Annotated in this window: 12 protein-coding genes; 11 read left to right on the top strand and 1 reads right to left on the bottom strand. The window is 36.3% G+C overall.

Annotation, left to right across the window (positions count from 1 at the left end):
* The first annotated feature begins 101 nt into the window (after positions 1-101).
* The 11 genes from OMHG_RS09640 to OMHG_RS09595 all read left to right on the top strand — a co-directional run bounded on the left by OMHG_RS09640 (position 102) and on the right by OMHG_RS09595 (position 13593).
* Positions 102-2102 (top strand): ATP-dependent nuclease, encoded by a 2001-nt coding sequence (locus OMHG_RS09640; protein ID WP_010650438.1) that lies wholly within the window; start codon positions 102-104, stop codon positions 2100-2102.
* The gene (locus tag OMHG_RS19035; RefSeq protein ID WP_237566169.1) at positions 2092-3207 is read left to right on the top strand and encodes a UvrD-helicase domain-containing protein; all 1116 of its coding nucleotides are present in this window, start codon (positions 2092-2094) and stop codon (positions 3205-3207) included. The genes OMHG_RS09640 and OMHG_RS19035 overlap by 11 nt, the downstream gene beginning before the upstream one ends.
* Before the next feature lie 151 nt (positions 3208-3358).
* The gene (locus tag OMHG_RS19030; RefSeq protein WP_237566168.1) at positions 3359-4018 is read left to right on the top strand and encodes a 3'-5' exonuclease; all 660 of its coding nucleotides are present in this window, start codon (positions 3359-3361) and stop codon (positions 4016-4018) included.
* 1441 nt (positions 4019-5459) lie between these two features.
* Positions 5460-5996: a TetR/AcrR family transcriptional regulator gene (locus tag OMHG_RS09630; RefSeq protein WP_010650436.1), complete on the top strand. Its 537-nt coding sequence runs from the start codon at positions 5460-5462 to the stop codon at positions 5994-5996.
* 291 nt (positions 5997-6287) lie between these two features.
* Positions 6288-7181 (top strand): beta-keto acid cleavage family enzyme, encoded by an 894-nt coding sequence (locus tag OMHG_RS09625; RefSeq protein ID WP_010650434.1) that lies wholly within the window; start codon positions 6288-6290, stop codon positions 7179-7181.
* Positions 7178-8122 (top strand): 3-hydroxyacyl-CoA dehydrogenase NAD-binding domain-containing protein, encoded by a 945-nt coding sequence (locus OMHG_RS09620; RefSeq protein ID WP_010650432.1) that lies wholly within the window; start codon positions 7178-7180, stop codon positions 8120-8122. Before OMHG_RS09625 ends, OMHG_RS09620 begins: the two co-directional genes overlap by 4 nt.
* Before the next feature lie 157 nt (positions 8123-8279).
* The gene (locus tag OMHG_RS09615; protein WP_010650430.1) at positions 8280-8759 is read left to right on the top strand and encodes a thioesterase family protein; all 480 of its coding nucleotides are present in this window, start codon (positions 8280-8282) and stop codon (positions 8757-8759) included.
* A gap of 47 nt (positions 8760-8806) precedes the next feature.
* The gene (locus OMHG_RS09610; RefSeq protein ID WP_010650428.1) at positions 8807-10009 is read left to right on the top strand and encodes a quaternary amine ABC transporter ATP-binding protein; all 1203 of its coding nucleotides are present in this window, start codon (positions 8807-8809) and stop codon (positions 10007-10009) included.
* Positions 10006-10836, top strand: coding sequence for an ABC transporter permease (locus tag OMHG_RS09605; protein ID WP_010650427.1), 831 nt, complete (start codon positions 10006-10008; stop codon positions 10834-10836). The genes OMHG_RS09610 and OMHG_RS09605 overlap by 4 nt, the downstream gene beginning before the upstream one ends.
* 56 nt (positions 10837-10892) lie before the next feature.
* Positions 10893-11768 (top strand): glycine betaine ABC transporter substrate-binding protein, encoded by an 876-nt coding sequence (locus tag OMHG_RS09600; RefSeq protein ID WP_010650425.1) that lies wholly within the window; start codon positions 10893-10895, stop codon positions 11766-11768.
* Between the two features lie 100 nt (positions 11769-11868).
* Complete coding sequence (locus OMHG_RS09595) at positions 11869-13593, top strand: CocE/NonD family hydrolase (RefSeq protein ID WP_010650422.1); 1725 nt, start codon at positions 11869-11871, stop codon at positions 13591-13593.
* 114 nt (positions 13594-13707) lie between these two features.
* Here the strand turns inward: OMHG_RS09595 and OMHG_RS19025 are convergent.
* A partial coding sequence (locus tag OMHG_RS19025) for a hypothetical protein (RefSeq protein WP_222704854.1) occupies positions 13708-13944 on the bottom strand: 237 nt, incomplete at its 5' end.

Below are 13944 nucleotides of genomic sequence, written 5' to 3'. Positions count from 1 at the left end.
AATGAGAGGGTCTATCTTGCTAGGAAAATGTCGCTATGCTGTAATTTGACCCTTTTATTTTAATTTTATCTAGATTGAAAATTCTAAGGAGGATTTTATAAATGATAGTTTCAGAACTTCATATAAGTAATTTTAGATCATTTGGTGCAGATACTCAGTCGATTAAAATTGATAATTTAACAGCTTTAATAGGCTCAAATAGCTCAGGTAAAACTAGTATGATTATGGCTTTGCTAAGATTATTTGGTCAGAGAAATAATGAAAGAACTTTGATTAAAACAGATTTTCACATTTCCGAAAACGAAGATCTATCCAATATCGGGGAAATGAACCTCAGTATAGAAGCAAAAATTGCTTTTCCGGAATTAAAATCCCAAAAACCGGAGGAAATTAAGACTATACCTGAATTTATAAAACAGTTGATTGTGGATGAGGCGAGAAAAGAGCCGTATTTAAGAATGCGTTTAGTGGGTAAATGGGTGCAGGGTACTACACCTGAAGGAGATATTGAACAAGAATTATTTTATGTAAAAGTACCGTATGGACAAGAGGAGCAAGATGCCTTAATTAAGGTGCCAATTCATCATAAAAAATTAATTCAAATGATTTATGTACCGGCAATGAGAGACCCAGCTAGTCAATTGAAAAATGCTTCTGGAACTTTACTTTGGCGCATTTTTGATGGAATCGATTGGCCAAAAAATTTAAACGAAGATATAGAATCATTAACTGAGCCAATTGAAGAGTTATTTAACGGTATTGACGGAATTAAAAACGTACAAAAGATCTTAAATACTCAATGGAATAAATATTATAAGGATGAAAGATATTCAAAGAGTCAATTAAAATTCAATAGCAATAGTCTGAATGATTTCTTAAAAAACGTTGAGATTTTATTTAATCCAGCTGTTGATGGTAATTCTGTTAGGGTTGATGGGTTGGGGGATGGTTTAAAGTCTTTATTTTATATAACGCTAGTTTCTTCTCTGCTTGAAATTGAAAATAAACAAGAAAAAGAAGATAAACCCTTGTTGAATATATTGGCTATAGAAGAACCGGAGAATCATATATCCCAGCATATATTAGGAAGAGTAGTAAGGAATTTAAGGGAAATAGCTAATATAAAAAATGCACAAGTAATACTATCTTCCCATAATTCGTCTATTATTGGGAAAATTGATCCAGAATATATTAGACATTTGCAGATAAGTGATTCAAAGTCTTTGGTTCATAATATTACACTTCCTGAGAAACATGACGAAGCATTTACTTATATTAAAGAGGCGGTTAAATCTTATCCTGATTTATACTTTTCAAAATTAGTAGTCTTAGGGGAAGGAGATAGTGAAGAAATTGTATTGCCTAAGTTATTAATTGCTTCTGATATTTACCTAGATGATTTCAATATTTCAATAGTACCATTGGGCGGTAGACATGTTAATCATATGTGGAAGCTCCTAAATGATTTATCGATTCCTCATGTCACATTGTTAGATTTAGACAGAGAGAGAAATGGAGGAGGCTGGGGAAGAATCAAATATGTGCTAAAGCAGCTTAATAATAATAATAGATGTTCTGAAGACCTTAGAACAGTTTATAGAGGTAAAGAAAAAGAAAAGTATATTTATAGCATTGAAGAATTAGAAGAATTTCATAAAAGAAATGTAGAACATTTAAATTCAATGGATACTTGGATAACTAAATTGGAAAAAGAAGATATTTATTTTTCATTTCCATTAGATATTGATTTCTCAATGTTGAAAAGTTTCCAAGTGGAATACCAAAGTACCATGATTAATGGTCCTAGAATTCCAGCAGATGAACAATCCTCAGAATACGATGATAAATTACAAGGATCAATACAAGCTACTCTTAAAAATAAAGATGCTGTTGCCAAAACATATTCTGAAGGGGAAAAAAAGTTAATGATATGGTACAATTCTTTATTTTTAGGTAGAGGGAAACCAAGTACGCATATTGCTGCCTTGAAGGATGTAGAAGATACTACATTTTTGGCCAATGCCCCTAAAGAACTGTTAAGTCTTCTAGATAAAATAAAAGAAAAAATAGATTTAACAGGAGGGATTAACGATGAAGAATAAAGTATTTGAGCAAGTTTGGAAGCCATCAGATGGCATAGAATTAGAGGATTCTGCATTAGCTTCAATAAAAGAACCTAATAATGTTTCAATTGTCGCTGGGCCGGGAGCTGGAAAGACTGAGTTGTTAGCTCATAAGGTCGGATACCTAATTGAAACAGGAGTATGCACATATCCAAAAAAAATTTTAGCCATAAGCTTTAAGGTGGATGCTGCCAGTAACCTTCAAGAGCGAGTTGAAAAGAGATACGGTAAAGAGGTTTCAAGCAGAATTGAGTCAAGAACATTCGACTCTTTTGCAAAAGGGTTATTGGATCAATTTCTACATGCCTTACCTGAAGAGTATAAGCCAGCGAAGCAATATGAGATTATTAGTAATGAAAGACTAGTAGATGACATTATTAAAGGATATATTACTGATACAAATGTTTATTACCCAACATGGCAGCATGAATATAACTTTTTAAGAGTCAATAAACTATTGAAAGAAACAAGACTTCCTTTATCAACCTTTGATAATGATTTGTACTATTGGATCAATGAGAGACTATGGAATGTATTATTAAAAGGAAAAAATAATTTGAAAAGCTCATTGACCTTTCCCATGATATCTATTTTAGTAGAATATTTATTAAGGGAAAATCCATTAATTGTTAATTCATTACATGCTACATATAGTCATGTCTTTTTAGATGAATTTCAGGATACTACATATATTCAATATGACCTTTTAAAAACAGCTTTTTTAGATTCAAAATCTATTATTACAACAGTAGGTGATAATAAACAACGAATTATGGGTTGGGCTGGGGCATTAAAAAATGCTTTTGAAATTTTTAATAAAGATTTTAATGCAACTCAGTTTTCTTTGTTAAATAACTATAGATCCGCCCCTAGATTAATCTATATTCAAAATTTATTTTCTAAAACACTAAATAAGACTTCGGTAGATGCAATTCCAGCTGGAGAGTGGAGCGCAGAGGATGGAATCTGCGAAATATGGACATTTAAAAATCATATGAATGAAGCTAATATTTTAGCGAGAAAAATACAAGAGTGGATGGATTCTGAAGATTCAAAGCCAAGGGATTTTTTGTATTATTGTTAAGCAACAGGAACATGTCTATGCAGCTGAAATAATTCAAGCTCTTTCAAAGTTAAATATCGAAAGTAGAATCGAGAGAGAATTTCAGGATTTATTATCGGATGAATTAATTTTACTATTTTTAAATTTTTTGAAATTGTGTGGAGAGGAAAAATTGCCAGACTTATGGTTGGAATTTACCGATACAATTATTGAAATAAAACATACAAGCTCGGATTTAGAAGATATAAATATATTGAACGTAGAAAAGGAATTATCAAAAGCATTAAAAACAATCAAAGATATTTATTCTAATGTCGACGAAGCAAATTTTGAGAATGAATTTCAAAAAATAATGAATACGGCAGTAGAGTTTTTAGGTGAAGAGAATATTAAATCAACCTATCCCAAATATAACCAGAAAAATTATATAGAAGATAGAATTCAAAGAATGATAAGGAATCTAAACTATTATAGAGGTGCTTCGTTAAAGGATCTAATTCAAGAGTTTTGTGGAGAATATAGTATCCCTATAATGACAATACATAAAAGTAAAGGGTTGGAATATAAAACAGTAATATTTGTTGGTTTAGAAGATGCAGCATTTTGGAGTTTTAAAACTCAGAAGGAAGCTGATAAGAATGCTTTTTTTGTAGCTTTATCCCGTGCAAAGCAAAGGGTTATTTTTACGATTAGCAGGGAAAGGGAAATTTTGAAATATGGAAAGCCGAAAAATACAATACAAGATATTAAGGAAATATCGGAGTTACTAAAAATACTAGTTGATGCAAAAGTTCCGATAGTCAAAGAGAATGAACATACAATTGGTGTATGATTTAAAAGTAATATAATGTGTGATTATTATTAAATAAAACAATATGATGTATTATTATTCTCGAATCTCATTATAAGAAAGGCGAGAGTTGGAGATTCAACCCTCGCCCACTTTTTGCCTCTTAAATCACTACGGTGAGCCGTATCATAAATAGCGAAAATAAAGGTTTGTAGAATTTAGATGTCATATGAATATTGTAAGGCTTCCAAGACTTTTTAAAAATATAGTAAAGTGACATTTAAAGACGAACGTTTTAAATAACTATAATGGATGATTAATGATATGGAGTGGAAATACAACAAGAGATAAGGCTTGATATAGCGGGTATTAGAGAGCGGAAAAATTAATAACAGTAACGACAATGACTTTGATAATAAAGGGGGCATTGGTTCAAATTTAACAGCTGGAAACTTCCTCCTAATTTTATAGTATATAAAAGCAATTGCATTTATTAGGATATAATGATTGAGAAGGAACAAAAATAGTTTTGCCCCTTCTGATTACATTAATCTAATTATGGGCCTAATTTGTGCATACAAATAATGATTTAATATGAATTAATTTGAAGTCATTGGGATATAAATACTGACAGAACAGCTTTTATAAACTCTTATGAAACGATATGAAAACTAGCATTTTTCAAGTTCGAAATAGAAAGATCATTTTTATCATCATAGTATATTTTACATAAACTTTTACACAGATTTTACACATAATAAATTATAACATTGATATATCAACCATTATAAGCTGTATTAGACCCCGACCACCGGTATCTTATTTTCGTTTAACAGTAAGTTAATAAGCTGTAAATCAAGCGTTCCCTACATTGTAGGGGGCGCTTTTTTTGATGCGTCCGGCGTGGGCTATAACTTGGTTGTGAAAGATCAATACAGGCTCTGAGCAGGAATGATTAGTTACTGGCAAAGAAGATACTTTCTCCATTAGACAGAGCCGTACAGCAGGCCAGTTTTTAAGTAATTTAACAATCGTAGTCAATAACTTTTCTGAGAATGGTAATTGTTCCCGTTAAGGAAGAAATAGTGTAGAGTTGAAGGTAATAAATCTTTCTCATCTCAAAATCTCCAAGTACAATCAGGATTGCACTACATTAGCAACGATTGAAAATAATTACTTTCAACATTGCCTAAATTTATGATTTATTAAAAGAAATACAGGAGCTGATAAATTATATAGTTAGTATGCAATATAATGAATGGCCCTCTGGTTCTAAACAAGACAACCTATCCTAAAAACATGCTACTTGTATGAAAGCTAATTAATTTTCACCTTAAATAAAAGGAGTTTTTGCGTGATTGACTGGGAATTACAGCCCAAAACCTGTAAAATTAACTTGTTACTCCCATTCTAAAAAAGATTGAAAGTATACCGTCCAGATGGTATGTTAAGTAGCATAAATAAAATAAAGAGGAGATCTTCAATGGGCAAAACTTCAAGAAAAGTGGATATTCTTAATGCTGCCTCGAAAGTCGTTAGTGAAAAAGGTATCTTTAATCTAACACTCGATGCCACTGCGAAGGAAGCTGGAATAAGCAAAGGTGGCCTTCTCTATCACTATCCATCGAAAGAAGCGCTTGTGCAAGGGATGGTAGAACATCTAGCGAATAACTATAGAGAGAAAATAAGTAATAATGCGGAGGCAGATCCAGTCGATAAAGGTAAATGGGTCCGTGCATATGTTGATGTAACGTTTAATCAAGCTTACCAAAACAAAGATATGCATTATGGTTTACTTGCGGCGAAAGCAGTCAGTGCTAATTCATTGGATCCTATTCGTGAACTCTATTCAGATTGGCAACGTAAAATTGAGGACGATGGTTTAGATCCCATTAAAGCTACCATCATAAGGCTGGCTACTGATGGAATTTGGTTATCCGAACTATTCGATATTTATCATATTGAAAAAGACAAGAAAAAAGCTGTCTACGAAAAGCTAAGAGAATGGGCAAACGAATAAACGTATAGGATAAATGTTGAACAAAAACACCCCTTTATGAGGGTGTTTTTGTTTTTTTATAAGCTTATCGAAAAACCAGCCAATCCCTACTACAGACGAGTTTAGTGATTGCTTTAAATGAAAAAGAGCAAATGAAACACCTTTCTGATTTTAAAGAGGGTTGAAAACAAACCGTCTGGATGGTATAGTTTATTATTGTGATAAACAAACCGTCCGGATGGTACACAAAGTAACACTAATCGATTATTACTAAGAAAGCTTAATGAGCACTCAAGAATAGGAGGAAGCAGATTGAAAAAAGTATTACTAACAGCTGCTGTTACGGGTGCAGGGGATACAACTTCAAAAAGCCCTCATGTACCTGTAACACCAAAAGAGATTGCTGAAGCAGCAATAGAATCAGCAAAAGCGGGAGCAACTGTGGCCCATGTTCACGCTCGTAATCCAGAGACAGGTGGAATAAGCCACAACGTTGATCATTATCGAGAAATAGTTGATCGGATTCGTGAATCTGAAACGGATGTCATTATTAATATTACTTCTGGGGGAGGCGGAGATTTCATACCCAGTTTAAACACACCAGCAGCCGGTGGAAATGGAACCGATATCCAAACACCAGCGGAACGTCATCAGCCTGTAGGTGAGTTGCTTCCAGAAATGTGCACCCTTGACTGTGGTTCAGTAAATTTCGGCAATATGATCTATATGAGCCCAACTGATTGGTTAAGAGAACAAGCGGCACTTATTCAACAAAGCGGTGTCAAACCTGAATTAGAGTGCTTTGACACAGGGCACCTTCGTTTTGCCCAGCAGCTAGTGAATGAAGGATTAATTGACGGGGATCCAATGTACCAATTCTGTATGGGAATCCCTTGGGGAATGGATGCAGATGCAGAAACAATGATGTACATGAAAAATCGTCTATCTGAAAATGCACACTGGTCAGCATTTGGTATTGGACGGATGCAGTTGCCAATTCTTGAACAAACCGCACAGTTAGGTGGAAATGTACGTGTTGGTTTAGAGGACAATTTATATTTATCAAAAGGTGTGCTTGCTCGAAATGACCAACTCGTTGAGAAAGCAGTAAACATGTTAAACAGTAATGATATCGAAGTCATGACACCACAAGAAGCCAGAATACAATTCGGATTGAGAAACCCATACGGAGGCGAAAGCATATGAGTCAGTCAACAACAGTAGCAGTCATTGGTACCGGGGTAATTGGAAATGGGTGGATCGGTCGATTTTTAGCTCAAGGGCTAGATGTCATTGCCTTTGATCCAGCAGAAGGGGCAGAAGAACGTACTCGGCAGGTCATTCAGCAAGTTTGGCCGTCTTTGGAAAAGCTTGGGTTGGCAGAAGGGGCTTCACAAAGACGATTGACATTCGTTCCGACAATTGAAGAAGCGGTTCAAAATGCTGCAGTTATCCAAGAAAATGTACCCGAACGTGAAGATATTAAGAGAAGTGTTTTAACTAATATTGATCAACATGCTAAGCCTGATGCCATCATTGGGTCCAGTACTTCAGGAATTATGGCAACAACATTACAACAAGGTTTGCAGTATCCAGGGCGGGTAATTGTTGCTCATCCTTTCAATCCAGTTTACCTTTTGCCTCTTGTTGAGCTAGTTGGGGGAGAAGAAACTGATGCTGCGTTAATGGAAAGGGCAAAAGCTTTCTATCAATCTATTGGAATGAAGCCACTAGTCATTAACAAAGAAATTGAAGGGCACGTAGCTGATCGATTAATGGAAGCATTATGGCGTGAAGCGCTACACCTTGTTAATGACGGAATTGCTACTACAGAAGAAGTTGATGCAGCCATTATTTATGGTGCAGGGCTTCGTTGGGCTCAAATGGGACCATTCCTGACTTTCCATCTAGCAGGCGGAGATCAAGGCATGCGACATATGCTGGAACAGTTTGGCCCAGCACTTAAAAAGCCATGGACAAAACTAGAAGCACCTGAACTAACGGATGAATTAAAAGAAAAAGTGATTGAAGGCTGTGAAAGCCATGCAGGTAATGTACCGATCTCCGATTTAGAAAATAAACGAAACGAGTTTCTAGTTAAACTATTAGACTTAGTCGAGGATTATTGGCCTCAATCCAAAATTTAATAGATGGTTAAAAAGGTAGACGAAAATACTGGTTGCTACTGTGTCAGGAATGTAGTTGAAAACGTTCGGCAACTTGAAAAGCTGCAACCTGGAATGTTCTCTTCCTTTGTCCATCTTTTTGAACAAATTAATTAACAGTCTGGGAGGATTTTAAACCATGGCAGAGCAACAACCCTTTCATTATCAAACCGTAGTCCATCAAGATTGGGTAGACTATAACGGCCATATGAATGATGCAGCGTATGCGAAGGTATTTAGTTTGGCTGTTGATGCATTTATGGCTAATATCGGACTGGATGAAGCGTCAAGAAATTATTTTAGTTATACGATTTTCACCTTAGAAACACATTTGTGTTATTTGCAAGAAGCGCATCAGAATGAGCAACTAGACGTGACCATCCAACTGTTAGACGTCGACAGCAAACGTCTGCATGTAATTTTCACAATGAAAAATGAAATGAACGAAGCAATCGCAACAAGTGAACAAATGTTAATGGGGATCAATACCGATCAAGAAAGACCTGCTCCCTTTCCTGCTCCTGTAGCAAATAGTATAGAAGTAATGTGGGACAAGGATAAGCAACTAAAAAAACCGAAGCAAGTGGGTAGAACGATAGGTATTAAGCGAAAAAGTTAAGGCGGTGCTTTTCCAAAAAGTATCTCTAGAAGAATAGGAGAATGTAGATGAATAAGATTGAAGTGAATCATTTGACGAAAATTTTTGGCTCTCATCCACAGCAAGGTCTAAAACGTTTGAAAAATGGAGAACAAAAAGATGGAATTCTTAAAAAAACTGGAATGACAGTTGGTGTTAACCAGGCATCGTTTGCAGTAAAACCTGGAGAAATATTCGTTATTATGGGCCTTTCCGGGAGTGGTAAATCAACACTAATAAGATTAGTCAATCGGTTGATCGAACCCACAGATGGGGAAGTTTTAATCGACGGGGAAGACATTACCAAAATGGACAAACATACTCTAATTGAAACAAGACGTAAAAAACTAGGTATGGTCTTCCAAAAATTTGGGTTGCTACCACATAAAACAATTATGAACAATGTCGCTTATGGCTTAGAAATCCAAGGAATTGCAAGAGAAAAACGGGAAAAAATAGCACTAGAAACAATTGAGGATGTCGGGCTGAAGGGATATGAAGATAGCTATCCAAGCGAACTAAGTGGAGGAATGCAGCAACGCGTTGGCATAGCTCGTGCACTTGCAAACGATACGGATATTCTATTGATGGATGAGGCATTTAGTGCGCTAGATCCCATTATTCGTAAAGAAATGCAAGACGAACTCTTAAAGATCCAGAACAAATTGGGGAAAACTGTGTTATTTATTACCCATGATTTGGATGAGGCTCTAAAGCTTGGTGATCGGATTGCAATAATGAAGGACGGAAAAATTGTACAAATAGGAACATCAGAGGAGATTTTAGAAAATCCAGCAGATGATTATGTATCCAACTTTGTAAAAGATGTAGACCGTTCCAAAGTCCTTGAAGCGTCCCATGTGATGAAAAACCCTGAAGTATTGTTATCATACAAGGACGGCCCCCGGTTAGCTGTAAGAAAAATGGAGGAAGCAAGTGTTTCTAGTATCTTTGTTACAGATAAAGAAAAGAATTTTAAGGGCCTCTTGACCATTGATGATGCAGTTAAAGCTTATCAAAATAATATCTCAATGGAAGAAATGCTTATAACAGAGGATGTTTATACTACTTCGCCAGATACACCCTTGAATGATTTAATCGGCATTGCTGCTAATGTGAAGTATCCGATTGTGATTGTTGAAGATGGTAAATTGATGGGTATCGTGTCACGCGTTTCCATATTGTCTGGCTTAGTGCTAGGGAAAGAGAAAGACGAGGTGGTGTCAACATGAATTATATCAATTTCCCATTAGAAGATTGGACAAACAATTTTGTTAATGGTTGGTTACTGCCGGTCATGAGTGGTTTCTTTAATAGTATTAGTATGGCACTTCGGTCTTTTATTGACGGGGTGACGAATTTCATCATTATAATCCCTCCCGAAATTATCGCAGTCGTCCTCATATTATTAGCTTGGAAACTAGCTGGGAAAGGAATCGCACTGTTTACGTTAATAGGTTGTCTCTATATCGGTTCTGTTGATTTATGGGCTGAAACAATGCAAACGGTTGCCATTGTAATCGTCTCGACAATTATATCCGTTATTTTTGGAGTTCCTGTTGGCATAGCAAGTGCAAAAAGCAGCATTATAGATAAAATTGTCCGTCCAATTTTGGACTTTATGCAAACACTACCTATATTCGTTTATTTAATTCCATCGATTCTATTATTTGGGCTTGGTGGTGTCCCAGCTGTAATAGCAACATTCGTATTTGCGGCTCCACCAGCTGTGCGTATGACTCGGTTGGGGATTTTACAAGTGCCTGAAGAAGTAGTTGAAGCATCAAAAGCATTTGGTACAACATCAAAACAATTACTATTTAAAGTTCAATTACCACTTGCTATACCAACCATCATGGCTGGTATAAACCAAACAATTATGTTGGCATTATCGATGGCAGTCGTGGCCTCCATGATTGGGGCTCCAGGTCTTGGTTCGGTAGTATTGTCAGGGATTTCGACAGTTAACGTAGGACTGGGGTTAACAGGTGGTTTAGCTATCGTTGTAATTGCCATTATACTTGACCGCATTACACAAGGAGTAGGGAATAAATTGTAAACTAAATCTAATAGTTCGGCATATCAAGAAAATAGAAAACTAGAAGGAGAGATATTATGAAAAAGGTATTACTAGGTATGATCAGTGCATTATTCGTAATGTTTATCGTTGGTTGTTCCCAACAAAACGTTGATAGCAAAAGTCAGACAGGTGATGAAGAACAGCAAACAATCACATTAGGTGTAACGCCATGGACAAGCACTGTACCTCCTACAGAAATAGCTCAAATTTTATTGGAAGATATGGGTTATAACGTAGAACAAACACAAGCAGATGCGGGAAGCACATATATTGGACTATCACGTGGTGATATTGATGTATTCATGGATGGCTGGTTCCCAGTCCATGACGTATATATCGAAAAGTATGGTGACTCTATTGAAGAAACAGCGGTTAGCTATTCAGATGCTGATGCTGGTTTAGTCGTTCCGAGTTATATGGAAGATGTGAATACAGTCGAGGACATCGCAGGTATGGAAGATCAGTTTAATAATGAATTGTATGGAATAGAAGAAGGAGCAAGTGTGACTGGCATCATTGATGACTTGATTGAAGGATATGGCCTGGATATGGAGCAAGTCAATTCATCTGAAGGTGGTATGCTCGCACAAGCTATGCGTAAATTGGAAAATGAAGAACCAGTTGTTTTCTATGGCTGGCGTCCACACACAATGTTTAATAAGTTAGACATTAAAGTAATAGAAGACACCAAAGGATTCTTTGAAACAGCTACTGTTAAAGTTATTACGAACAAAGAACTACAAGAAACAGCACCTGACGCATACGAATTTCTAAGCAATTGGAGTATCCCACTTGATGATGTGGAAGAAATGATTGTTAAAATTGAGGAAGAAGACGTACCTGCCAGAGAAGTAGCACAAGAGTGGATTGATAATAATCAAGATAAAGTAAATGAAATGTTAGGCAAATAAATGAGTGTCTGTGTTGACTGAGTCAGCACAGACTTTGTTTGTTTCTGCTCTCTTTATCAAGTGTATGATAAATTTTACCTTATTCGAAAGGAAGTTAAATATGTCAGACATAAATCAAGTAATAGTCGATCGAGAAGTTCCTTGTAAGTTAAGAGACGGAGTGACACTCTATGCAAATATCTATCGTCCACAAGCAAACGGAAACTTTCCTGTACTTTTAACTCGCTTGCCTTACAATAAAAATCTTCCTAACTTTTCACATCGTTGGATTGATCCCATTCGAACCGCAATGGAAGGCTACATCGTTATAATCCAAGATGTTCGTGGCCGTTTTGCATCAGAAGGAGAATTTGAACCCTTTGTTCAAGAGGTGAAAGATGGCTATGACACCGTGGAGTGGGCAGCGAGCTTACCCTATTCCAATGGTAAAGTAGGTATGTTTGGCCTCTCATATTATGCATTCACACAATTGTATGCAATGGTAGAACAGCCCCCTGCTCTAAAAGCAATTTTCCCCGCGATGACAGGAAACATTTTTAAGAATGCCTTTGAGGAAAACGGCATACTCTCTTTAGCTGCAGCAGAAACGTGGATGCTTGATTCGTTAGCGCCTGATTATTTAAGACGAAAGCTAAGTCCAGAGGATTTTGCAAAAGCAATGGAGGAGATAGCCAACGACCTAAATCAGATTGAAAAATGGCATAAATTCACTCCGATTAAAGAATTACCAGCAGTCATGAAGCATCCCGCACTACAAGATATCTACCAGAAATATATTCATCAAGATTACAATAATAAAGCCATTGAGCATAGGAGTGTAAAGAGGTATTTTGATTTAATGGATATCCCAGCCTATCATCTTGCTGGTTGGTATGATAATTTTTTAAATCAGACCCTATTGAATTATGAACAGATGCAGGCATATAGCCAAAATCAAAAGTTAATCATTGGTCCATGGGGACACGGAATGACTGGTACCGATTTAGGAGAGCGTTCTTTTGGCGTAAATAGTTCAGGCGACTCTATTGATGGTAAAGATGACCTCACATCTTTGCATATTAAATGGTTTAATCATTGGTTGAAAGAAGAGAACGAGGTTCGAAAAGATGATGAAGACCCTGTTAAAATTTTTGTTATGGGTATTAATCAATGGCGGTCGGAAAAGTCATGGCCGTTGCAGCGTACTGCATATACCAATTTTTATTTTCATAGTGATGGACAAGCAAATCTCAAGTCTGGCATCTTAAATACTACCCTTCCTGGCGATGAGCAAAAGGACCAGTTTATTCATGATCCAACGAGCCCAGTACCAACTAATGGAGGTGGAACGCTATTTTTTAACGGTAGAAACGCTGGGCCACATGATCAAAGAAAAATAGAAGAACGTGAGGATGTTGTCGTCTACACTTCTGAACAATTAGAACAGGAAGTAGAAGTAACTGGCACAGCAAAAGTTATTCTTTGGGCGTCTACTGATGCTCCAGATACTGATTTTACAGCAAAGTTAATCGATGTTTTCCCTGATGGAACTGCTTATAATTTAGCAGATGGTATTATCCGTGCCAAATGGCGAAGCGGGAAAAGGGAACAAGTAAGTTTGAATGGAGAAATAATCCGTTATGAAATAGATTTAAGTGCAACAAGCAATGTATTCTTACCAGGACACTCCATTCGGATTGAAATAGCTTCCAGCGATTTCCCACGCTATGATGTGAATCCTAACACTGGAAAAACAACACTAGATTCCGAAGAAATGAAAAAGGCAACCCAAAGTCTTTTTCATCAAAATGAATATCCATCACATGTCATCCTGCCAATAGTGTAGCGAGAGATATAAAATTTAAAAGCTCTTCTTGGCGAAGGGCTTTTAAATTTTATTAAAGTAGCGCGTAATCTGAAGGAAGAGAGCGGCAAACTTCCGGTCTGAGGAACGTGAACTTCATATAAGGCTAGATATCATTGGATGAGTCTGCTCAACAAAACGAAGTCCAGAAATCTGATGGCGGTGTTCGGTTACTAGGTATTCCAAATTGAAATGTGAAGGAACACATTTTTGACTAAAAATACGATTCTGGCTAGTGATATCTGTGTAGATAAAGTGAATTTTTATATCAAGATACAAGTGGATATTTGAACTTTCGTGAAGCTGGGCACGGCGAAAACTTAAAAAAATGGG

It is taken from the genome of Oceanobacillus massiliensis str. N'diop (assembly GCF_000285495.1).
Classification (GTDB): domain Bacteria; phylum Bacillota; class Bacilli; order Bacillales; family Amphibacillaceae; genus Oceanobacillus; species Oceanobacillus massiliensis.
This window is presented reverse-complemented; position numbering and strand designations above follow the sequence as displayed.